The organism is Clostridium sp. AM58-1XD (genome assembly GCF_003464085.1).
Classification (GTDB): domain Bacteria; phylum Bacillota; class Clostridia; order Lachnospirales; family Lachnospiraceae; genus Lachnoclostridium_A.
In genome coordinates this window covers 14,939-37,643 of the sequence record NZ_QSDR01000020.1, presented here as the reverse complement: position 1 = coordinate 37,643, position 22,705 = coordinate 14,939, and the positions used below count along the sequence as shown (strand labels likewise).

At 46.0% G+C, this 22,705-nt stretch carries 22 protein-coding genes and 2 pseudogenes; 20 read left to right on the top strand and 4 right to left on the bottom strand.

The window, feature by feature from the left end; translation table 11 throughout:
• Positions 1-9 precede the first annotated feature (9 nt).
• The 11 genes and pseudogenes from DXA13_RS13185 (at position 10) to hslO (ending at position 10,331) form a co-directional block, all read left to right on the top strand.
• Positions 10-1,152, top strand: a complete 1,143-nt coding sequence (locus tag DXA13_RS13185; protein WP_118244978.1) for a DHHW family protein — start codon at positions 10-12, stop codon at positions 1,150-1,152.
• Positions 1,153-1,259: 107 nt separating this feature from the next.
• Positions 1,260-2,024, top strand: coding sequence for an HAD hydrolase-like protein (locus DXA13_RS13180; RefSeq protein ID WP_243009123.1), 765 nt, complete (start codon positions 1,260-1,262; stop codon positions 2,022-2,024).
• 12 nt (positions 2,025-2,036) lie between these two features.
• A complete protein-coding gene (gene ybaK / locus DXA13_RS13175) occupies positions 2,037-2,510 on the top strand; it encodes a Cys-tRNA(Pro) deacylase (protein ID WP_118244976.1) in 474 nt (157 codons plus the stop codon).
• Positions 2,511-2,765: 255 nt separating this feature from the next.
• Positions 2,766-3,626, top strand: coding sequence for a cell wall hydrolase (locus DXA13_RS13170; protein ID WP_347559857.1), 861 nt, complete (start codon positions 2,766-2,768; stop codon positions 3,624-3,626).
• 403 nt (positions 3,627-4,029) lie between these two features.
• Complete coding sequence (locus tag DXA13_RS13165; RefSeq protein ID WP_147348032.1) at positions 4,030-5,775, top strand: sensor domain-containing diguanylate cyclase; 1,746 nt, start codon at positions 4,030-4,032, stop codon at positions 5,773-5,775.
• Positions 5,776-5,884: 109 nt separating this feature from the next.
• Positions 5,885-7,405, top strand: a complete 1,521-nt coding sequence (locus DXA13_RS13160) for a phosphoenolpyruvate carboxykinase (ATP) (protein WP_347559856.1) — start codon at positions 5,885-5,887, stop codon at positions 7,403-7,405.
• Positions 7,402-7,554, top strand: coding sequence for a hypothetical protein (locus DXA13_RS23145; protein WP_347559855.1), 153 nt, complete (start codon positions 7,402-7,404; stop codon positions 7,552-7,554). The genes DXA13_RS13160 and DXA13_RS23145 overlap by 4 nt, the downstream gene beginning before the upstream one ends.
• Before the next feature lie 135 nt (positions 7,555-7,689).
• The gene (locus tag DXA13_RS21045; protein WP_181995670.1) at positions 7,690-7,836 is read left to right on the top strand and encodes a hypothetical protein; all 147 of its coding nucleotides are present in this window, start codon (positions 7,690-7,692) and stop codon (positions 7,834-7,836) included.
• 35 nt (positions 7,837-7,871) lie between these two features.
• Positions 7,872-8,525 carry an HAD family hydrolase gene (locus DXA13_RS13155; RefSeq protein WP_118244974.1) on the top strand — a complete coding sequence of 218 codons (654 nt, stop codon included), beginning with the start codon at positions 7,872-7,874 and terminating at the stop codon, positions 8,523-8,525.
• Positions 8,526-8,585: 60 nt separating this feature from the next.
• The gene (locus DXA13_RS13150) at positions 8,586-9,398 is read left to right on the top strand and encodes a class I SAM-dependent methyltransferase (protein ID WP_118244973.1); all 813 of its coding nucleotides are present in this window, start codon (positions 8,586-8,588) and stop codon (positions 9,396-9,398) included.
• Positions 9,399-9,451: 53 nt separating this feature from the next.
• Positions 9,452-10,331: pseudogene (gene hslO / locus DXA13_RS13145) on the top strand (Hsp33 family molecular chaperone HslO).
• A gap of 140 nt (positions 10,332-10,471) precedes the next feature.
• Here hslO and DXA13_RS13140 read toward each other — a convergent pair.
• From DXA13_RS13140 to DXA13_RS13130, 3 genes and pseudogenes are all read right to left on the bottom strand, one after another.
• Positions 10,472-11,212, bottom strand: coding sequence for a M15 family metallopeptidase (locus DXA13_RS13140; RefSeq protein ID WP_118244972.1), 741 nt, complete (start codon positions 11,210-11,212; stop codon positions 10,472-10,474).
• Between the two features lie 4 nt (positions 11,213-11,216).
• A complete protein-coding gene (locus DXA13_RS13135; protein WP_243009122.1) occupies positions 11,217-11,744 on the bottom strand; it encodes a hypothetical protein in 528 nt (175 codons plus the stop codon).
• A 296-nt stretch (positions 11,745-12,040) separates the two neighbouring features.
• Positions 12,041-12,239, bottom strand: a pseudogene (locus DXA13_RS13130) (cold shock domain-containing protein).
• A 164-nt stretch (positions 12,240-12,403) separates the two neighbouring features.
• Between DXA13_RS13130 and DXA13_RS22490 the strand changes: the two are divergent.
• Positions 12,404-12,538, top strand: a complete 135-nt coding sequence (locus DXA13_RS22490) for a hypothetical protein (protein WP_278287057.1) — start codon at positions 12,404-12,406, stop codon at positions 12,536-12,538.
• Positions 12,539-12,624: 86 nt separating this feature from the next.
• A complete protein-coding gene (locus DXA13_RS13125) occupies positions 12,625-13,170 on the top strand; it encodes a DUF5662 family protein (RefSeq protein ID WP_118244971.1) in 546 nt (181 codons plus the stop codon).
• Between the two features lie 39 nt (positions 13,171-13,209).
• Here the strand turns inward: DXA13_RS13125 and DXA13_RS13120 are convergent, their stop codons facing one another.
• Entirely contained in the window at positions 13,210-14,319 is a 1,110-nt protein-coding gene (locus DXA13_RS13120; RefSeq protein ID WP_118244970.1) for a ribonuclease H-like domain-containing protein, read from the bottom strand.
• Positions 14,320-14,655: 336 nt separating this feature from the next.
• Here DXA13_RS13120 and ruvA point away from each other — a divergent pair, with 336 nt between their 5' ends.
• From ruvA to DXA13_RS13085, 7 genes are all read left to right on the top strand, one after another.
• Positions 14,656-15,267 (top strand): Holliday junction branch migration protein RuvA, encoded by a 612-nt coding sequence (gene ruvA, locus DXA13_RS13115; RefSeq protein WP_118244969.1) that lies wholly within the window; start codon positions 14,656-14,658, stop codon positions 15,265-15,267.
• A gap of 95 nt (positions 15,268-15,362) precedes the next feature.
• Positions 15,363-16,358, top strand: coding sequence for a Holliday junction branch migration DNA helicase RuvB (gene ruvB, locus DXA13_RS13110; RefSeq protein ID WP_118244968.1), 996 nt, complete (start codon positions 15,363-15,365; stop codon positions 16,356-16,358).
• A gap of 157 nt (positions 16,359-16,515) precedes the next feature.
• Positions 16,516-16,803: a cell division protein ZapA gene (locus DXA13_RS13105; RefSeq protein ID WP_347559854.1), complete on the top strand. Its 288-nt coding sequence runs from the start codon at positions 16,516-16,518 to the stop codon at positions 16,801-16,803.
• Positions 16,804-16,911: 108 nt separating this feature from the next.
• A complete protein-coding gene (locus DXA13_RS13100) occupies positions 16,912-19,104 on the top strand; it encodes a DUF3656 domain-containing protein (protein WP_181995669.1) in 2,193 nt (730 codons plus the stop codon).
• A gap of 11 nt (positions 19,105-19,115) precedes the next feature.
• Positions 19,116-20,429, top strand: coding sequence for an FtsW/RodA/SpoVE family cell cycle protein (locus DXA13_RS13095; protein WP_118244967.1), 1,314 nt, complete (start codon positions 19,116-19,118; stop codon positions 20,427-20,429).
• Complete coding sequence (locus DXA13_RS13090) at positions 20,426-21,862, top strand: penicillin-binding transpeptidase domain-containing protein (RefSeq protein ID WP_118244966.1); 1,437 nt, start codon at positions 20,426-20,428, stop codon at positions 21,860-21,862. The genes DXA13_RS13095 and DXA13_RS13090 overlap by 4 nt, the downstream gene beginning before the upstream one ends.
• Positions 21,863-21,945: 83 nt before the next feature.
• Positions 21,946-22,704, top strand: a complete 759-nt coding sequence (locus DXA13_RS13085) for an FAD binding domain-containing protein (protein ID WP_118244965.1) — start codon at positions 21,946-21,948, stop codon at positions 22,702-22,704.
• Position 22,705: the final 1 nt, after the last annotated feature.

The window sequence follows — 22,705 nt, the reverse complement described above, 5'->3', positions numbered from 1 at the left end:
CTGACTGATATGAGAGAAAAACATTTGACGAATACGATGAAGATACAGTCGGTGGCCGTAATCCTGCTTTCCATTCTGATACTGTCATTTTCCGGTGCTTTTTTCCTGATGAAAAAACAGGCGTTTTCGGAAAGCGAAAACAGATATCTGGAGAAGTTTCCACAACTGAGCTTCAAAGATTTGAAAGAAGGGAAATTTACTTCCGATCTTCAAAGCTATCTGGCAGATCATTTTCCTCTGAGAGATGTGTTTATGGGGGTAAAGGCGGAAACGGAGATCGCGCTGGGAAAGAGAGAAATCAATGGTATTTATATTGCCGATGACGGTTACCTGATTGAGGAATATAAAGCGCCGAAGAATACGGAGAAGATAACGGGAAACTTCGGGAAATTCTTTAAAGCCGTCGATTCTGCCGACGTATCGCTTATGCTGGTACCTACGGCGGTTACCATATATGCGGACAAGCTTCCGGCTTTCGCACCTGTGAGAAGCCAGCTGGAAACGAGAAAAGAAATATATGAAAAATCGGGCGTGCCTCCCATCGACTGTTATGATGCACTCATGAGTGCAAAAGATGAAATGGAGCTGTATTACCGGACGGACCACCATTGGACGAGTTACGGCGCCTACACGGCGTACAGGGCCTACTGCGAGGCAAAGGGAATTGTTCCTGTGGAGATGGAACAGCTCGATAAAAAAGAGGTTGCCACGGACTTTAAAGGAACGATCTATTCCAAACTGAATGACGGGCGGATCGGGAGCGATACGATTACCATCTTTGAAAATCCGAAGAACAGCCTGACGGTTTCCTACCTGGATACAAAAGAGATCACGGATTCCCTGTATAATTTTGACTATCTGGATAAGAAAGACAAGTACTCTATGTTTCTTAATAATATCCATCCGCTGATTGAAATTACAAATGAGACGGCGGATTCGGACAAGGAGATGGTGCTGATTAAAGACAGTTATGCAAATTCTATGGTGCCGTTTCTCGTGAACCACTATAAGAAAATCTATGTCTTCGACACCAGATATTATAAGAAGGGGCCGAGTTCCTTCATACGTGAACACCCGGAGGTTACAGATGTACTTCTGGTTTACAATATGAATACGCTGGATACAGACCTTGGCGTAGGCGGAATTTATTAAAGACGATGATCTGTGCGCAGAGCGTGCAGGTTATCGCTAAGGATTCAGAAAGGAGTTCGTATGGGAAATAAGGAATTTTTAGTGTGTGTGGATTCTGACGCTGCGCCATGGATACCATGGATATCAAACATAAACGCTGCTTTGGTCCGCAGATGGTGAAATCCTGGGGACTGGAAGCGAATGAGAAGGAAGTGCTGGATATCTGGAACAAAATCAGCCTCTATTCTGAAACGAGAGGAATCAACCGTTTTCCAGGTCTCGGACTGACTTTAAACGAATGTTCAGAACGTGGAATTGTAACAGAGGACTTTCGCGATTTGATGAAATGGCTGGAATCGACTGCCGGTTACTCCAGCGGGGCGCTGAAGAAGGCCCTTGAGGAATGGGACAGCCCTGTGCTGAGACGGGTGCTGGAATGGTCGGATCATGTAAATAAAGCGATTGCTGAACTTCCGGAGAGCCTGCCTTTTGAAGGCGTTAAGGAAACTCTGGAATATATGAGGGAATATGCGGATCTGGCCGTCGTCTCTTCTGCCAACAGAGAGGCTGTGGAAAAAGAATGGACGCGCCACGGCATGATCGGACTCGTGAAGGAAGTTCTGGCTCAGGACTCCGGTTCCAAGACAGCATGTATCGCCAGGCTTCTGGAAGAAGGGTATGACAAAGATCATGTGATCATGATCGGAGATGCTCCGGGAGACGGCAGCGCTGCTGATAGAAACGGCGTTCTGTTTTACCCGATGGTGATCAGGCGTGAGGCAGAGTGCTGGAGGCGTTTGAGAGAAGAAGCTTTCGGTCATTTTCTGAATGGAACATATAAGGGCGCGTATCAGGAAGAGCTGTTAAAAGAGTTTCACGATGCTTTAAAATAGGAAGTATTTATTATGGAAAAAACGAATGTTTGCAGACTCCTTGACAAGGCTGGAATTCCGTATGAAGAGAAGGAATATGAAGTAGATGAGAATGATCTGTCCGGTTCTCATGCGGCAGAAGTTATGGGAATCAGCCACGAAAATGTGTTTAAAACCCTTGTTTTGAAGGGCGAGCGGACGGGATATATGGTCTGCTGTATCCCAGTGGACGAAGAACTGGATCTAAAGAAAGCGGCGAAGGCAGCAGGAGATAAAAAGGCAGAAATGCTCCCCATGAAGGACCTGCTTTCCGTAACAGGATATATTCGTGGCGGGTGTTCTCCCGTTGGAATGAAAAAGAAGTTTCCTACTTATATTGAAGAAACAGCCGTTATTTTCGATACGATTGCGGTGAGTGCAGGGATGAGAGGAAAGCAGATCGTGGTTAATCCGGAAATGCTTGCCTCATATGTAGAGGCCGAATTTGTTCCGTTAATAAAAGAATAGGTTTACATAAAATAGTGCCGACGAAAGCCGACACTATTTTTACGTCGTTGTATTTAACAATTGCGTAACAAATTTGTAAAATATGACTGTCATAAAGTGATAAAATTAAGGGATAATTAGAATGGGTTTCGGTGAGGATTAACTAATTAAGAAAGAAAATTAAGGAAGGGGAAAAGAAATATGTGACAAAGATGTAAAAAAAGCATTGACTTCTTTTCCGGATGTCCCATATAATTACCGGCGTCACCCCTAAAAATGCAGAAAGAGAGAATCGATGAAGACGGTTTCGGACTTTGTGCATGTGAAGAATATAAGAAAAGAGGAGTATGTATGCTGACTTTTTACTCATTTCTTCAGGGCGTTTTTCGTTTTGTGAAATCACTGTCGGTGAAAGTAACAAAAAGACTGCACCGGATGGCTGCCGTGTTTGTATCGGCTGCAGCAGTTATTACGGTGATGACTCTTACATCAGGCGGATTTGGCGCAGGCGGCAGAAGTTCAGTCGCCATGGCGGAGACGGTCCGCGTATCTTCCGGAGGCGGGGAAGCCGACGGAGAAGAAGAGAGAATGCCGGAAGAAACGACATTTATCACAGAAGCAAAAATACAAGTTAATCTTACAGATTCCGAATCAAGGAGAGACGTACAGCTTTTAACAGGCAGCCTTCTTGAGGAGGATGTCAGAAAAAGACAGGTCAATGATGAACTTCTGAAAACAAAGGCAGAAGAGACAAAGCAGGAGTTTTGGCGCAGGGAAAGAGAAAAAGAGAGGATTGCAGAAGAAAAAGCCAGAAGGAAAGCGGAGGAAGAAGCCAGAAAGAAGGCTGGCTCCGTATCATTATCGGATGAAGATTATCGTGTGCTGCTGAAGATTGTAGAAGCAGAAGCCGGGATTTGTGATGACAAAGGACGGATTCTTGTTGCAAACGTCATCCTAAACCGTGTAAAAAGCGGACAGTTTCCAGACAGCGTTAAGGCTGTTGTGTACCAGCAGTCTCAGTTTTCACCTGTATCCAACGGATTTATTGACCGTGTAAGCGTATCAGAAAAAACGAAAGAGTGTGTCAGCCGTGCTTTGGCAGGAGAAGATTATTCTCAGGGCGCCCTGTTTTTATGAACCGGGGAAAATCAGAGAGAGGTGCCGTGAGGTGGTTTGACGGCCATCTTACATATCTGTTTGAACATGGCGGCCATGAATTTTTTAAATAAAATGAAATACCCCGCAGCGAGCTGCGAGGCATAAAATTGGAAGGCACAGCAAACTGTGGGAGTTGACCCCGCGGGCAGCCGCCAGGGTCAGGCGAGCCTGACTTTGGATCACTGCCTTCACGAGAATAAGCAGCCTGCCGGTAGGAAACCATCTGCCGGCAGGCTTTTCTTTTTCAGGGTCAATGGAAGGGCATTCCACAGAGTATAAGGAGTGTTCTGAATGCTTATTTTACGATGAAAATCAGGAATTTTATAGGAATTTATTACCAATTGCCTGGTTCGGTATGATATGATAGGAGAAGAGATGACAGGTGAAAGAGGGGAATGGTATGGAGCATGTGATCATTGATGAAGACAGAATGAAAAAATATGCGTCTGTGCTCTGCGAGAAGTATGACGGGTTTTACGAAGTGGATCCTAAGGAGAGAGTGCTCCGTACGATCTTTTATGTGCCTGATGAGGGACTCCCTCTGAGAGAAGAGAGTGTCAGAGGAATCGAATCGGCTTCCAAATGTGTACTGGAAGAAGACAGAGAACAGTTTCTGGAAGCTTTCCGCCCGGAGAGCATGTTTCTGATCATCAACAGGAAGTACAGAAAAGTTCTGGAATTCCGCAAGATGAGAAAAGACGGCACCTGCATTTGGACGAGGGGTATCCTGTTTGCAGTCAAAGACAAGGAGAGGGATGTTCTCCTGTTTTTAATTGCCGATATGGGAAATGAAATCAGTGCCCTGAGCCTCCAGCAGCAGAATGCGGGCATATTGGGCGCCTTTATGAACAGCCACCTGGGAATCGTGGAACTGGATGTGGAGAAAGAACGGGCAGTTGTTATTCAGTATACACCGGCTCCATACATGAATTCTTACTGCGGTCCATGGAAAGAGCTGCTGGATATTTTCTGTGTCAGAGTGTTATATGAGTGCGACCGCAACCGGTTTGTGAGGACATTTTCCATCGATCATCTAAAAGAAATGTGGAAGAGGGGCAAAGATGCGGTCAGCCTTTCCCTTCAGTGCAGAGCCGGGGCCGGAAGCTTCGGCTGGGTGGAGGTCACGGCCATGCTTCGGGGAAACTCGGAAGACGGCCGTATGCCTGAAAAGATATATATTACGGTGAAAGATATCAGCGAACATCATTTGATGAAGAGCATTGTAGATCTGTATGTCTACCGCAACTGCGATTACTTTATTTATCTGGATGCAGGGAACAACAGCTATACCATGTTCAGCGGCAGTGACAGCGGAACGCCTCTCCCGCCGGAGGATTGCGATAACTATGGAGCATCCATGGCCAGCTATGCCAGAAAGTTCGTAGTGCCGGAGGATCAGGAGCGGGTAATTCACGAAATGGAAATAAACAGAGTTCTGGAGATGCTGGATAAGTATGGGGAATACACGGTCTACTGCGGAGTTATGGATCCGATCCGGGGGTATACCCATAAAAGACATCAATATCTGTATTATGATAGAGAAAAGCAGATGATACTGCTTTCCAGAACTGATATTACACAAATTTACATGGAACAGAAAGTGCAGAATGAGCTGCTGCAGTCAGCACTCGTCCGTGCCCAGACGGATCCTCTGACCGGTCTGTACAACCAGTCGGTAAAGGATCTGATCTCAGACAGGATTGCCAGGAACAGCTCGCCGGCTGCAGTACTGTTTATGGACCTTGACAACTTTAAACTGGTCAATGATACTTTTGGACATACGAAAGGGGACGAACTGCTTCAGGGAATTTCCGATATCTTTCACAAGGTGCTGCGTTCAACAGATCTGAGCGGCAGAATCGGAGGAGACGAATTCGTCATCTGCCTGTCTCCGGCCGATTCCAGAGCTGGAGTGAAGCTGTGTGCCCGCCGTCTGTGCAATGCCGTCTGCGAACTGATTTCAGACAGTCTTCAGGAAGAACTGCCTGTTTCATGCAGCATTGGAATCGCCATGTATCCCAGGGACGGCAAGGACGTCAGAACCCTGCTGGAAAAGGCGGATCAGGCGACATATGAAGCAAAAAGGAACGGAAAAAACCAGTTTGTATTTTATTCTGAAATTGTATAGAAATACTGCATATTGTATACTTTGTTTTTTTCTCAGAACAATATATTGACTTTTTTATACATAGATGAGATAATAGGGACAAATTTCGATTAAAAGGAGGAATTATCCAATGGCAACAAAAGCTTATTATCCACTTAGTGAAATTGGTAAAGGTAAACCAGGTTTTGCAAAAACCAGATCTATTATTGAAGCTGCTTTCTATGGCAACAACGTAGTAAAGGTAAATACTTTAAAAGAGGCTTATAACTTAGCAAAGAACGCTCCGGGTACTGTTGTTACAGACATGCCTGTATACAGAGGAGAGGAATTCGGTCTTGAGAAGGACGCAAGAGTTCTTTTATTCAATGACGGAGCCATTACCGGCCGTTATGCTGCTGCAAGAAGAATTGCAGGAGAGCCAGGTGTAGACTGCGAGAGACTTGACAAAGTCGTTATGGACGCAATCTATGATACTAGATGGAAAAAGATGTATCATGCAGAAGTATTCATCGGCCTTGATCCTGAATTTATGGTAAAGGCACACCTCATGATTCCGCAGGGCGAAGAAAACATTCTTTACAACTGGATGCTGAACTTCCAGTACATGTCTGATCAGTACGTTAAGATGTACAAAGAATCCCGTCAGATCGGTGATGAGCCAGACGTTTATATCTTCTCTGATCCTCAGTGGAAGGGCACAGATCAGACAGATATCTGTGACGGCAAGTGCTTATCTTACTTCAATACAGCTACCAACTGTGCAGCAATCCTTGGTATGAGATACTTCGGAGAGCACAAGAAGGGCACGCTTACAATCGGCTGGGCAATCGCAAACCGTAACGGTTATGCTTCCTGCCACGGCGGACAGAAAGAATATACTCTGGCAGACGGCAGAAAGTATGTTGCTTCCGTATTCGGTCTTTCAGGTTCAGGTAAGTCTACTCTTACACATGCTAAACATGACGGCAAGTACGGCGTTACGGTTCTTCATGACGACGCTTTCGTTATCAATACAGACACATGTGCTTCCGTAGCTATGGAGCCTACATATTTTGATAAGACAGCTGATTATCCTACAGGCTGCCCGGACAACAAGTATCTGTTAACAGCACAGAACTGTTCCGCAACTCTGGATGAAGACGGAAAGATCGTTCTCGTTACAGAAGATATCCGTAATGGTAACGGACGTGCAATCAAGTCTAAATTATGGTCTCCAAACCGTGTAGACAGAATTGCTTCTCCGGTTAACGCAATCTTCTGGATTATGAAAGACCCAACCATCCCGCCAGTAGTTAAGCTGAAAGGTGCAGAGCTCGCATCCGTTATGGGCGCTACTCTGGCAACAAAGAGATCCAACGCAGAGAGACTTGCTCCTGGCGTAGATCCGAACAAGCTGGTTGTTGAGCCATATGCAAACCCATTCAGAACATATCCTCTGGTTAACGACTATGAGAAGTTCAAAAAGCTCGTTGCTGAGAAGAATGTAGACTGCTACATCGTTAATACAGGTGATTTCATGGGCAAGAAGGTTCAGCCTAAGGATACATTAGGTATTCTGGAGGCAATTGTAGAAGGAACAGCTTCCTTCCATCAGTGGGGACCATTCTCCGATATCGAAATCATGGATTGGGAAGCTTCGTTCCGGATATGAATGATCCGGAGTATGTTGGCCAGTTAAAGGCAAGAATGCAGGATCGTGTTGATTTCGTTCAGAGCAGAGAGACTGAAAAGGGCGGATTCGACAAGCTTCCTGAGGATGCTTTAGCAGCAATCAAGAAAGTAGTTGAGGAATTAAAATAAGCAGTACTGCTGCTTAAATAGAATACAGGCGGCCGGTCAGGCATAGTTCTGACCGACCGCCTTTTCCTTATTATGCCTATATGGCAGCCATAATTTAGAGAGTAAAAAAAGTGAGGTAGGAAGTGAATGCAACAAATGAATAAACCGGTTGAAGGTGATACGGTCCAATTGTTATTGGCCGATTATGAAAGCGGCCATGCAGTGAAGGAACTGAAAAGAATCTATCTTATGTCAATGAAGGAAATACGACAGATTTTAAAAGAAAACGGCTATGAGATCTGACGTGCATTCACATTTTTGGCTATGAAGGAGAAAAGATGAAGAAAAAGTATTTGCTTTTTGATTTAGACGGTACTTTAACAGATCCTGAAGAGGGAATTACCAAATCCGTTCAGTATGCGCTTCATGGGTTTGGAATTGAGGTCAGCGACAGGAGCAAGCTGACCCCGTTTATCGGACCGCCTCTGAAAGACAGTTTTATGGAATATTACGATTTCTCCTGGGAACAGGCGGGGGAAGGAATTAAAAAATACAGAGAATATTTCAGCAGCCGCGGTTGGAAGGAAAATAAGGTATATCCAGGGATTCCAGAGATGCTGAGAGAGCTGAAAGAGGCGGGCTACCGGCTGATGGTAGCGACCTCAAAACCGGAAGTGTTTGCCGTGCGCATCCTTGATTATTTTGAATTGAGCCAGTACTTTGAATTGATCGGAGGAGCTGACTTGGAAGAAACGAGGGTGAAAAAGGGAGATGTCATCCGTTATGTTCTGGAACAGGCGAAAATCGAAGACAAAGAAAGTGTCCTAATGGTTGGGGACAGAAAACATGACTGCATAGGAGCAGAGGAAGCCGGAGTAGAATGTGTAGGCGTTTTGTACGGATATGGAAGCAGAGAAGAAATGGAAGGCGTCAAGTCCTGCTATCTGGCCTCGAGCGTGGAGGAATTAAGGGATTTCCTTTTGCACAGTTGATTTTTGCCTTGAAATCTGATATGATTTCCGCTGTGCATGATTAAAAAAGGAGAAGGACGTATGGAAGCGTATTCTGGTTTTGCGGCAGTTTATGACTTATTTATGGATAATATTCCCTATGAGGAATGGTGTGAATACCTTTCAGGATTACTGAGAAAATATGGGATAGAGGATGGGCTTGTTCTGGACCTGGGCTGCGGTACCGGTACATTGACGGAGCTCTTGGCTGAAAAAGGGTATGACATGATCGGCGTTGATGTATCGGAAGAGATGCTTCAGATCGCCATGGACAAGCGTGCATTGTCCGGACATGATATTCTGTATCTTCTGCAGGATATGAGAGAATTCGAACTTTACGGTACAGTCAGGGCAGTGGTGAGCATCTGCGATTCCCTGAATTATATCATGGATTACGAGGACCTGGTACATGTGTTTTCCCTTGTGAATAACTATCTGGATCCAGAGGGTATTTTTATATTTGATCTGAACACGGTTTACAAATATGAACATCTGCTGGGGGACCAGACGATTGCGGAGGACAGGGAAGAGAGCAGCTTTATATGGGATAATTTTTATGATGAAGAGGAGCAGATCAATGAATATGACCTGAATCTTTTTATCAGAGAAGAGGGAAATCGGTACAGAAAGTATACGGAAACCCATTACCAGAAGGCGTATACGTTGGAAACAGTCAGACAGGCGCTTCAGGAAGCCGGTCTGAAATTTATGACCGCATATGATGCGTTTACAACGAAACCTCCGCAGGAGAACAGTGAACGGCTTTACGTGATCGCACGCGAGTGTGAAAAGCGGCCAAAAGAGTATGCAGAACATTGGAGAGAAGATCATACAGAACATAAGAACGGCCGGTAGTGGGAAATTGCGTAGAAATTTATATAGATATTATGGAAAGGAAAACAGACGATATGGCAGATTATATCATTCGGGCAACGGCCGCAGAGGGACAGATCAGGCGTTTGCCGCGACGACGAGAGAGCTGGTGGAATATGCAAGAGCAGCCCATAACACCAGCCGGTGGCAACGGCAGCCCTTGGACGGCTTTTGACAGCGGGCGGGATGATGGGAGTGATGATGAAGGGAGAAAATGACCTTCTGACTCTTAAAATAGAAGGAGACGGTCCGATCGAGGGCCTTACGGTAACGGCAGATGCCAAAGGGGATGTGAAGGGGTATGTTTTTAATCCTTCCGTCATGTTGCCTCCAAATGACAAGGGAAAGCTGGATGTGGGAGGAGCCCTTGGCGTCGGCGTTTTAAGCGTTATTCGTGACGTAGGTTTGAAGGAACCGTATATCGGCCAGACAATTCTTGTTACTGGAGAGATTGCGGAAGATTTGACATATTACTATGCGACTTCGGAGCAGACGCCGTCTTCTGTTGCCCTCGGTGTGCTGATGAACAAGGATAATACGGTCCGGCAGGCTGGAGGATTCATTCTTCAGCTGCTTCCAGGTGCGTCGGAAGACATGATATCTGCACTGGAGGAAAAACTGGGGGAAGTACAATCCATTACGAAGCTTCTGGATGAAGGAAATTCACCGGAAATGATACTGGAACATATTCTGGGTGAATTCGGATTGGAAATTACCAGCCGTATCGAAACAAAATTTGACTGCAATTGTACGAAAGAGCGTGTGGAAAAGGCTTTGATCAGTATTGGCAAGAAGGAAATTCAGGATATGATTGATGAAGGAAAGACAATAGAAGTGAACTGTCATTTCTGCAATAAAAATTATGCCATAACTGTGGAAGAACTGAAGCGGCTGCTTGAGAAAGCGGCAGGATAACCTTTTGGCGGCGGCGGATATCTGGATTGATGTCGCCAAAACGACCCGCCGTAGGCGGAGAATCCCGCTCGCGGGATTCTATTTGTTAAAAAGTGTTTAAAAAGAAAAATCCTTTTGTATAACGATACAAACGATTCTGTTTATATTTGGTCGGGAGCATCTACATACCATATTTCCTGCGCTCCTTTGTCTTTGGTGTGCCAGCAAGCTCCTTCCAGCGGGCCGTCAACCGTAGGATCAAAATAGAACCAGCTGCCGCTGCCGTCGGACGGGTCACATGAAGTACCGTCCCATCGATGCCAGCCGGTGCATATATAACCGTCCTTGTTAAACAGATACCAGTGATGGTTGATGATACACCATTGATTGGAAGGATAGCTGCCGTCGGCCCGGCGGTACCAGTAACCGGCAGGGTCGTTGATCCATCCGGTTCTGTTTTCAGGCGTCCATGTTTTCATGAACTCTTCAGGACTGCTGTACAATTTCTTGATTCCAGCGGTGCTGCTTCCCCAATCGGGCAGCTGAAAGTGCGGTTTATCCACGATGGATTTCCAGTCGCCGCCCCATTCCAGACCGGCTGCTTTGCCTATAACGCCGACGCGGTCAAAGAAATTACCGGCCTCATTATATGCGCCTCGTCCATCGTTACGGTAAATATCGAAAGCCGTGCCCCATTGATGGTAGGAACTGTAGCTGTTGCCTGGTGCGTTTGTGACGATGGCGCCGGGCTTGGTACGGCCCTGGGCGTACAGGGCATTTTGCTCGGCCGTAGTTCTCAATGTTTCCCCTATTTTAACCAGAAGCCCCTGCCGGCTGCATTCTTCCACCATTTTTCCGGCCAGAAGCTGCAGGCGGGGATGGCATAACGTAATATCTTTCATTGACTTATCTCCTTTCATCATTTTTAGCGGATGTAGGACAGCCGATTAAGAAGCCCACGCATCCTGATACAAAATCCCGAAACTGGGTGATGGTAGACGAAGCATATGGGCTGGCGGTTTCCAGGGCGCGCGTATCTCTCAGCAGAATCAGCGTCAGTAAGCAGAATAAACCCACTGCCGCCGCTGCCGTGATCTGAAGGGAATTTCCTTCACTGACGTGATTTCCAATTGACGGATATTCATCCATCTGTGCGGTTTCGAGAGATTCGCCGTTAACATCCGGCGGATGAGAATCGCGGCGGATAAAGTTGGCGCTGAGAAAATATCCGAAAATACTGGCGGCAGAGGTACGGACAATGACGTCAATCTCATTTAAACGTGCTGTCGCCGCCGGCTGTATAATCAGAGTGTATGCCGATTGTATCAGCAGAATGGCCATGAAGATTATTAGGAACCGGTCCACCAGATGAATGTTTTTATATTCCTTATATAGACGCTTCCATTTTCTGTGCAGCCATTTCAAGTGAATCACCAGCTTTCCATAAAAAATGACTTTAATCCTTTTATCAGGACTGATAGTATATCCTATGCCGTGGGGACAGGTACTGTGAATGAAGGCACGGATCACAGGCAGCAGAACGAACGATAAGACCATATTTGCGAATAGGAGATAGGGATGGTCAAAAAAAACAGGACCGCCAGCTATTCACTGGCGGTCCTGTTTTTTAATCATGTTAATTCCAAATTACTTATTCCAAAAAATTAAAAACGAAATCTTTTCTAACTATATTGAAACAGGTACCAATGGTTAAATGATTAATGAAAGGATTATAACTTAGTAACGTTAGTTGCCTGAGGTCCCTTTGCGCCGTTCACTACGTCGAATTCTACTGCTGCGCCCTCTTCCAGGGATTTGAAGCCGTCCATATTCAGCTGAATAATGTACGAATACATCATTTCCGTTCTCGTCAGAAATGAATCCGTAACCCTTTTGGTTGTTGAACCATTTTACTGTACCTTTGCTCATTGCGATACCTCCAAAAATATGAAAAAAACATTATACTGCAGTCATTTGCAGCTGACCTAAGCATAACATAGTTTTATATCCATGTCAAATTATTTCAGCAGAATAAACAGTGATTTTCCATCGAATAAAACAGCGAAATTGACAAACTGAGAAAATGCGGTAGAATGGAAACAGCTGCTTTAGACGGCGTCGGAAAATCGGCTTATGCAGCGGCCGGCCAGCCGGACAAATCAGATGAAAACTGCGGCTTAAAATATCAGCGCAGGACGTATATGGAAAACAGCATAAAGGCAGCGTAAGAAATAAAAAATGAAACAAAGGAACGAAACAAAGGAACAAAACGAAGAGCATCAAACAGAAACGAAGAGGAATGAGAGGCTGAGTAATGAAAATTCTGAATGCATGGCGTCATTTTCGGACGATTACAGAACATAAGCTCCTTGTTATGAGAGGATGTTTTCAGGTAGGACTTTACAAACAGGGACTTCTACACGATCTTTCCAAGTACAGCTGGGAGGAATTTAAGACGGGAGTTCTTTATTTTCAGGGGAACAGGAGTCCCAATGCGGCCGAAAAGGACGTTATGGGGTATTCCGGCGCCTGGCTGCATCACAAGGGAAGAAATAAACATCATTTTGAATACTGGATTGACTTTGCGCCGGATAAGACCAAGGGATTGATCGGGAATAAAATGCCGCTGAAATATGTGATTGAAATGGTTATGGACAGAATTGCCGCTTCTAAGGTCTATAAGGGCAAAGATTACAATGACGGTTCGGCCTGGGAGTATTACAGCAGGGCCAAGGATTATATTGTGATCCACCCGGAAACGAGAAAGCTTTTGGAAAAGCTGCTTCTCATGCTGAAAGTGAAGGGTGAGGGCGATACATTCGCTTATATCCGCAGACTGTTGCGCCGGGGCACATACTGATTCGAAAAACGTATTTTCCGAACGGTGAGGAGGGCTGCCTTAACGGCAGCTCTGAAAATGGGAGATGAGATGGCCGATATATCTGTTTAGATCATCCGCATTATGAAAAAGCTGGTCGTTAAATTCAAAATATGAAATTTTATCCTTCTTTTCTCTCCTAAGTTCGGGAGTAAAGATGCGATCAAACTGGGGAAGGAAGCTGCCTTCCCTTTTTGTATAGCAGGTGGAAGCAGTGGCCTGTCTGCGTGCAGACTTGTCCACATATTCACCAACACTTTTATGTACTGCGGTGTCTTCAAAAATCAAGTAATAGTAGTCTTTATACTCAGAGAAAAAGTGGCGGAGAGCGCCGGTATACATGGGAATGGTTATGGTCAGCATTCTGCCGTCTCCTTCCAGGTTAAGACCTGGAAAACGGTCGTCCTCTCTGGAAAACGGGATTGGAATATCATAAGTGCTTTCACAGGTGAGAACTATGGAAGCCTCTTTTCGCCCGAAGATATCGCAGCATTCAGTTGAGTTGCAGGAACGCAGATCGAATGGATGCTCCAGAAAATCCGGATAATTGAGGATGGGAAGAATAACAGGCATTCCCTTCAGATCGTCTTCATTGTGGAGCATAAGAAGCCGGTACAGAAAATCCTCATGGGTCATGAGATAATCTTTGTATACTTCTATGAGCTGACCGCCGTTATACTGATCGGTTCTGGAGATTCCTAAAAAGCCTTCGATTGCTTTCTGCTTTAGGCTATCCAGCCCCAGAAGACGGCGGTATGGCCGTATTTTTTTATAAATATCAAAGCTTTCCACATCAGAAAATCCATATGGCAGGGAAAGGGCCTCGCAGCGTTTCGTCAAATATGGAATATCAAAGCCGTCTCCGTTAAAATGGACAACTGTCCGGAAATTTTTCAGAAAACGGAAAAACGCATGAAGAAGATCAGGTTCCGCCTCTTTTGTATCTGCAAACCATTGAATCAGGTGCCACTGACCACAGGAAAAATAGGTGCAGCCAATCAGATACAGGTTGGATGATAATCCGGAGAATCCGGTAGTTTCAATATCAAAAAAAAGCAGATCTTTCAGTCTGCCGATGCGTTCCAAAGGGTATGTATCCGGCAGATCCAGAATTTTTTCTACAGTGATCATAAAAGCCTCCTGATGTGTATGGGCAGCATTTTTCCTTCGTTCGAACCTCACTCCACGAAAGGGGAACCGCGAACTGCGCTGCCGCTTCGTTTGCGTATAAAATAGCTTCGCATATATAATATGCTCAGCTATTTTATTATAATTGACGGGCTTTGGGAAGTCAATGATGGCGTTTGCAGGCGGGATTTCGTAAGGAGGCTTTGCGCGAAGCGTACTGTTGGGCATGAAGCGGCCAGGAACAGCCAATGGAGAGTAGAATATTTGTTCGGTTTTTTTCTTGCATTGAAAACTACTCTATGATATGATAAAGCCAGCAATGAAAGGGAGTAATGGACTGTGATTTCTTATGTTAGAGGGAGTTTGGCAGAGGTATCTGGAGACAGAATTATTATAGAAGCGGGATATATCGGATATGAGATTTCGGTCCCCCTCTCCGTTATGGAAAAGCTTCCTCCGATTGGAAGTGAGATGAAGATTCATACATATATGCAGGTACGGGAAGACGGCATCAGCCTGTTTGGTTTTCTTCACAAACAGGATATGGACATGTTTAAGCAGCTGATCGGCGTAAGTGGAATCGGACCGAAAGGAGCGCTGGGAATTTTGTCGGCGCTCAGTCCGGACAGCCTGAGGCTGGCGATTATTTCCGGGGATGCAAAATCAATTTCCAGGGCACCTGGGGTTGGAAACAAGACAGCCCAGCGAATTATCCTTGATCTGAAGGACAAGGTGAAATCAGAAGACATTCTAAACGAAGTGTTTGCAGAAGAGATTCCGGAGGCCGGGATGAGCGCTGTAGGAAGAGCCGGAAAAGAGGCCGTGGATGCCCTTGTAGCCCTTGGATATTCCAGCATGGAAGCGGCCAGAGCTGTAAAACGGGTAGAGATCGGGGAAGATATGACGGCTGAAGATGTGCTGAAGGCGTCTCTTAAATATCTGGCATTTTAACTGACATCGCTGTCGGTAGCAGTAAAACAGTTTGTTCGGGCTGCGGATCGCCTTTAGGCGGGAACGCGGCCTTTTGACAGAAGCAGGAGTACAGAATGGAACGCAGAGTAATAACGACAGACGTAACGACAGAGGAAGAAAAGAAGATAGAGATGAACTTGAGGCCGCAGCTTCTTTCTGATTATATCGGCCAGGAAAAAATTAAATCCACGCTGAAGGTGTTTATCGAAGCTGCTAAATCCAGGGAGGAATCTCTGGATCATGTGTTGTTTTATGGGCCTCCAGGCTTGGGAAAAACTACGCTTTCTGGGATTATTGCCAATGAAATGGGAGTGAACATGAAGATTACCTCCGGCCCGGCAATTGAAAAACCAGGTGAAATGGCAGCTATTCTGAATAATCTTCAGGAAGGAGATGTGCTGTTTGTAGATGAGATTCACAGGCTGAATCGACAGGTAGAAGAGGTACTCTATCCGGCGATGGAGGACTATGCGATCGACATTATGCTTGGAAAAGATTCATCTGCACGGTCGATCCGACTGGAACTGCCTCATTTTACATTGGTTGGAGCAACTACAAGAGCAGGACTGCTGACAGCGCCCTTACGAGACAGGTTCGGCGTCGTACAGAAGCTGGATTTCTATACGCCAAAGGAGCTTATGACGATTATTATACGCTCGGCGAGAGTTCTGAATGTAGTCATAGATGAAGATGGAGCGATGGAAATTGCAAAGAGGTCCAGAGGGACGCCGAGACTGGCTAACCGGTTGTTGAAGAGAGTGCGGGATTTCGCTCAGGTAAAATATGACGGCGTAATTACAAAGGAAGTAGCTGATTTTGCATTGGATATTTTGGATGTAGACAAGATCGGCCTGGACCACAACGACAGGACGATTCTTTTGACAATTATACAGAAGTTTTCAGGCGGTCCCGTAGGACTTGACACACTGGCGGCCGCGCTGGGAGAAGATGCTGGTACACTGGAAGAAGTGTATGAGCCGTATCTTCTTATGAACGGACTTTTGAACAGAACGCCGAGAGGGAGAACGGCTACGGATCTGGCTTATCATCATCTTGGACTGTCTCGTTAAATGGGGCACAATATGTAGAAAAAGAGGCTGGAATATATTACCGATGTGTGGTATGATAAGCAGGGATACAGCATTTTCAACAAGCGGGAGTGATAGAGATGAGTTCGAAGAATTATACGGAAGTTTTAATAGATGGAAAAATATATACCTTGGGGGCATGGAAGAAGAGGCATACTTACAGAAAGTAGCCAGTTATATCAATGAGAAGATTTCCTGCATGAAGAAACAGAACGGTTTCCTCAAACAGAGTGCTGATTATCAGAGTGTGATGACACAGCTGAATATTGCAGACGATTATTTCAAAGCTATGGAGCAGGTGGAAAGCCTGGAAAGCCAGAAAGCGGAACTGGAAAAAGAAGCCTACAGTCTGAGGCATGAGCTGGTGACGATCCAGATGAAGCTGGACAAGGCCGTGCGGGAACTGGAAGAGGCGAAGAAAAAGTAAGAATTGGGAATGTCTCATGGCTGAATGAGACATTTTTTCATTACATGGGAAAGTTCTCCGATATTATAGGAAAAGTGAGAGATCTGTTTGTGGAAAGAGAGGAATGACGTGGATAGAAGACAGGTAGAGATCCTTGCACCGGCAGGATCCTTTGAGAGTATGACGGCGGCTGTAGCAGCAGGAGCAGATGCCGTTTATATAGGGGGAAACCGGTTCGGCGCAAGGGCTTATGCTGACAATCTGGACGAGGAGAAAATGCTCGAAGCAATTGAATATATGCACCTGCATGGCGGAAGGCTTTACATGACGGTCAATACGCTTATGAAGGACGGGGAAATGGATGAGCTGTATGATTATCTGAATCCATACTACAGACAGGGACTGGACGCGGCGATTGTTCAGGATCTGGGAGTATTTTCGTTCTTGAGAGAGCATTTTCCAGGACTCCACCTCCATGCCAGCACTCAGATGACTGTAACGGGAGTCTACGGAGCAAGGCTTTTGAAAGATCTTGGAGCAGAGCGGGTAGTTACTGCGAGAGAACTGTCACTTGAAGAGATTTCCAGAATCAGGCGGAATGTGGATGTGGAGATTGAAAGCTTCGTTCATGGAGCGCTTTGTTACTGCTATTCCGGGCAGTGCCTTTTGAGCAGTGTCATCGGAGGCAGGAGCGGCAACAGGGGCAGGTGCGCTCAGCCGTGCCGTCTGCCTTATGACGTGAAAAGGGGCGGGAAAGAGATTGGTAAACGGGACGAACGCTATGTGATGAGCCTGAAGGATTTGTGTACCCTTGATCTGATACCGGATATGATAGAGGCTGGGATTGATTCCATGAAGATCGAAGGACGGATGAAGAGTCCAAGATATACGGCGGGCGTAGTCAGCATTTACAGGAAGTATGTGGACAGCTATCTGAAAGATGGAAGAGACGGGTACAGGGTTGATCCGGCAGATAAAAAATGTTTGCTCGACCTGTTCGACAGGGGCGGGTTTACGGAAGGATACTACAGAAAGCACAACGGAAGAGATATGGTTGCCCTGCACGAAAAACCACAGTTTCGTGAAATAAATCAAAAACTGTTTGATGAACTGGACGAGAAATACGTAAATTCCCACGTTCAGAGGATGGTATTTGGAAAGGCCGTATTAAAGGAGGGGGAGCCTTCCAGCTTGACGCTTTCATCCGGCAGTACGTCGGTTACCGTGTATGGGAAGGTTTCAGAGACGGCACAGAATCAGCCGATTACGGAGGAAAAACTTCTGCGTCAGATGAAAAAGACAGGAGGAACGCAGTTTGCCTTTGAGCGTCTGGAGGGGGAGGTCGCCGGCCGTCCCTTTGTTCCGGTGCAAGAACTGAATGAATTGAGGCGGAGAGGATTTGAATATCTGGAAAAAGAGATTCTAAAACCATTTCATCGGGAAGATGGCAGGAAACCGTTAAAAGATGATTTTACCAGCAGCGATTGGAAAAATGGAGCGGGGCCGGGGACCGTCAAGATTACGGCTTCTGCAGAACAGAAAAAGACAGCGGAGCGTCTGGCCGGGACGGATGGAATCAGCCGAATCTATCTGGATTCCAATACGATTGACGCGGATCAATGGAAAGAACTCTGCGGACTCTGTCATAAGAATAAAAAAGAATGTTATTTAATGCTTCCCCAGATTTTCCGGACCGAGGCAGAATCGTATTTTATAAAACATAAAAGTACATTAAAAGAGGCGGGATTTGACGGAGTACTCCTGCGTTCCATGGAGGAAGTGGGATTTTTGAATAACCAGGAAGTGAGACTGCCGATGATGTTTGACAGCTGTCTTTATATTTTTAACAGAAAGGCAGAAATGGTGATGAGAGACATCGGAGCGTCTGCCCTGACTCTCCCTGCCGAGCTGAATGAAAAAGAACTGAAAAATCTGGACTGCTCAGGAAAAGAGCTCATCGCATATGGATACCTGCCGCTGATGGTTTCTGCTCAGTGCGTGAAAAAGACGGTGGACGGATGCAGCAAAAAGCCAGAGATACTGTATATGAAAGACAGGATGGGGAAAGAATTCCCTGTTAGAAACCATTGCCGTTTCTGCTATAATACAATTTATAACATGAATCCGCTCTCTCTGCATGGACAGGAAAGCCGCATAAGAGCTCTCGGACCGGACAGTATCAGGCTGTCGTTTACGATCGAGACGGAGGAAGAATCGGCTGAAATCGCTGAGGCGTTTGTGAGAGGATATGAACAGGGAAGTGAGATCCGCCTTCCTGTAAGAGAATTTACAAGAGGCCACTTTAAAAGAGGCGTGGAATAGTAGGTGAAAAATTGACAAATTTAATTGTAGAAATATCAAAATACATGATGATATTCCTGATGATTATATATGCCTTCCTGAACTTCAGGTACTTCGGATTAAAGGATGAAGACAGACAGAACAGGCTTTGCAGCGGTCAGAATTTTTTGATGTTTGTTATTCATTTTCTGGCGTACCTGACCCTTTATCTGAAAATGGAAGATGAGAAAATTCTGCTTTTTTACTGGCTGCAGGTATTCTTCTTCCTGGCCTATCTGATTCTGTCTAAGGTGATTTACAGGAACATATCAAGGCTCTTGCTGAACAATATGTGTATGCTGCTGTGCGTCGGCTTTATTATGCTGACGAGGCTCAATATGGAAAAAGCGGCAAAACAGTTTACCATTGTTTTTGTTGCGGCTGTCGTTACGTGGATCATCCCGTTTATCATCGACAGGGTGTGGCAGCTTTCCAAGATTCCGTGGGTCTACGGAATTATCGGCCTTCTGCTGCTGCTCGTTGTATGTGTAAGGGGAATTACAAGCTACGGAGCGCAGTTGTCGATTGATATCGGAGGAATCGGATTTCAGCCGTCCGAGTTCGTTAAGATCAGTTTCGTCTTCTTTATTGCGACGATGTTTTATCGTTCAACGGATTTCAGGACAGTATGTGTTACGACGATTGTAGCTGCGGTCCATGTCCTGATTCTGGTTGCTTCCAAGGACCTGGGCAGCGCTCTGATTTTCTTTACCACATATGTGTTTATGCTGTTCATCGCCACATCTAACTTTATTTACCTGATTTCAGGGGCAGCAGGCGGGAGTGCGGCGGCCTTTCTGGCCTATAAACTCTTTCCGCATGTGCAGGTGCGTGTAACGGCGTGGCTGGATCCGTGGTCTGACGTAGGCAACAAAGGGTATCAGATTGCCCAGTCACTGTTTGCAATCGGAACGGGCGGCTGGTTTGGGATGGGCCTTAATCAGGGCCTTCCTGATAAAATTCCCGTTGTAGAAAAAGATTTTATTTTTGCAGCAATATCGGAGGAGTTTGGAGGTATTTTTGCCATTTGCCTTGTGTTTATCTGCCTTGGATGTTTCCTGCAGTTCATGATGATCGCGGTCCGGATGCAGGCGGTTTTTTACAAGCTGATTGCGGCAGGGCTGGGATGTGTGTACATTATTCAGGTGTTTCTTACAATAGGCGGCGTGGTCAAATTCATCCCGCTGACGGGGGTGACTCTGCCTCTGGTCAGCTACGGGGGCAGTTCAATCATGAGCACGTTTATACTGTTTCAGGTAATTCAGGGGCTTTATGTTCTTAAGAAAAATGAAGAGGAAGAAGCATGAAAAAAAATAATCCTAATTTGAAAACGAACAGGAATATTCTTCGTTTTGCATATATCGTGGTGGGATTATTCATCTGCGTAATTGCCTATATGGCTTATTTTGTGCAGGTAAGAAGTGAATCCGTTATCAATAACACGTATAACGCCAGGCTCAATCTCTTTTCAGACCGCATGGTAAGAGGGAGTATCATGAGCAGCGACGGCCAGGTTCTGGCACAGACGGTGGTCGGTGAGGATGGAGAAGAAAAAAGAGAATATCCCTTTGGCAGCCTGTTTGCACATGCTGTCGGCTACTCGGATAATGGGAAAACGGGGCTGGAAGCCTTGGCTAATTTCTATCTGCTGTCTTCCCATGTGAATCTGGTAGAGCAGGTGACGAACCAGCTGGCCGATGTGAAAAATCCGGGAGACAGCATTGTGACAACGCTGGATACCAGCCTGCAGAAGGCGGCCTCCGATCTTCTTGGAGACAGGAAGGGCGCTGTCGTGGTAATGGAACCGAATACAGGGAAGATTCTTGCCATGATATCCAAACCGGGATTTGATCCCAACCGGCTCTCGGAAGACTGGGACAGTCTGGTGGCAGACGAAGGCGGAGAAGCAAGACTTTTAAACAGGGCATCACAGGGACTTTATCCGCCCGGCTCCACATTCAAGATCGTTACTGCCATGGAATACTTGAGGGAACATCCCGATGATTACCAGTCATTTACGTTTGACTGTGCAGGCGTTTACCAGAACGGTGAATATACAATTAAATGTTATCACAGCAATGTGCACGGCCATCAGAATTTAAAATCTGCATTTGCCAATTCCTGTAACGGAGCGTTTGCCAAGCTGGGCCTGTCTCTGGATAAGAAAAGGCTGAAAGGCCTGTCAGAAGAACTGCTTTTTAACCAGGAACTGCCGCTTTCCATTGCGTACAGCAAGAGTTCTTATGAAATGAATGAGGAGGCCGATACGTGGGAGACGCTTCAGACATCCATTGGACAGGGAAAGACACAGATTACGCCGATGCATAATGCGATGATTGTTTCGTCGGTTGCCAACGGGGGCATGCTGATGAAACCGTATATGATAGACCGTGTGGAAAATGCGGCGGGAGAAACGGTTAAAAAGTTCATGCCTGGTTCCTATGGAACGCTGATGAGCGCGGAAGAGGCGGAAATGCTAACAGATTTTATGCGCGGCGTCGTAAATGAAGGGACGGCTTCTGCCTTGAGAACGGATGCCTATACGGCAGCAGGCAAGACAGGATCGGCTGAATTCGATAAAAATAAAGAAACCCATGCATGGTTTGTCGGATTTGCTCCGGCCGAATCTCCGGAGATTGCGGTGAGTATTCTCGTAGAGGAAGGCGGTTCAGGCGGTAAAGCGGCGGCCCCTATAGCTAGAGGAATTTTCGACACTTATTTTTCTGTACGAGGAAAATAATTTACGGATGAATACAGCACGGGGAAAAAGACGAAGAAGATAAACGCGATAAGAACAGAGAAGAGAAAGTTAGGAGGAGACCAGTGTTTAAGGCAAAGGAATACGTAAAGGCTGCGAATCTTGAAGAAGCATGGCAGCTGAATCAGAAGAAAAGCAGCGTGGTTGTCGGCGGGATGATGTGGCTCAAAATGAGCAGTCTGAATAAGGGAACCATAATTGATCTGTCAGGGCTCGGCCTTGATACAATCGAAGAGACGGAAGAAGAATTCAGAATCGGCTGTATGTGTACGCTCCGTGATCTGGAGCTTCATGAGGGACTGAACGAGTATTTCAACGGAATTTTCAAGGAATGTACAAAACATATTGTTGGGGTACAGTTCCGAAATGGGGCTACCGTTGGGGGCAGCGTTTTCGGAAGGTATGGATTCTCTGACATCCTGACGTGCCTCATGGCTCTGGATACGAAGGTGGAGCTTTACAAGGCCGGCTTCGTATCTCTGGAGACATTTGCCAAAATGCCGTATGACAGGGATATTCTGGTCAGAATTGTGATCAGAAAAGATGGACGGAAGGCGGCGTATGTGACGCAGAGAAGGACAAAAACCGATTTTCCATTGATTGCCTGTGCCGCTTCCAGACTGGGTGATACATGGTATTTCAGCGTAGGGGCAAGGCCGGCGAAAGCCGCTCTTGTGAAAATGCAAGGTGATCATGTGAATGCTGCGGCAGCTGCCGGACAGTTCCGGTACGGTGATAACATGAGAGGCAGCGGTGAATATCGCCGGGATGTGGCAGAAATATACCTTTCCCGCCTGGTCAGGAAATTAGAAATGGAGGCATAAG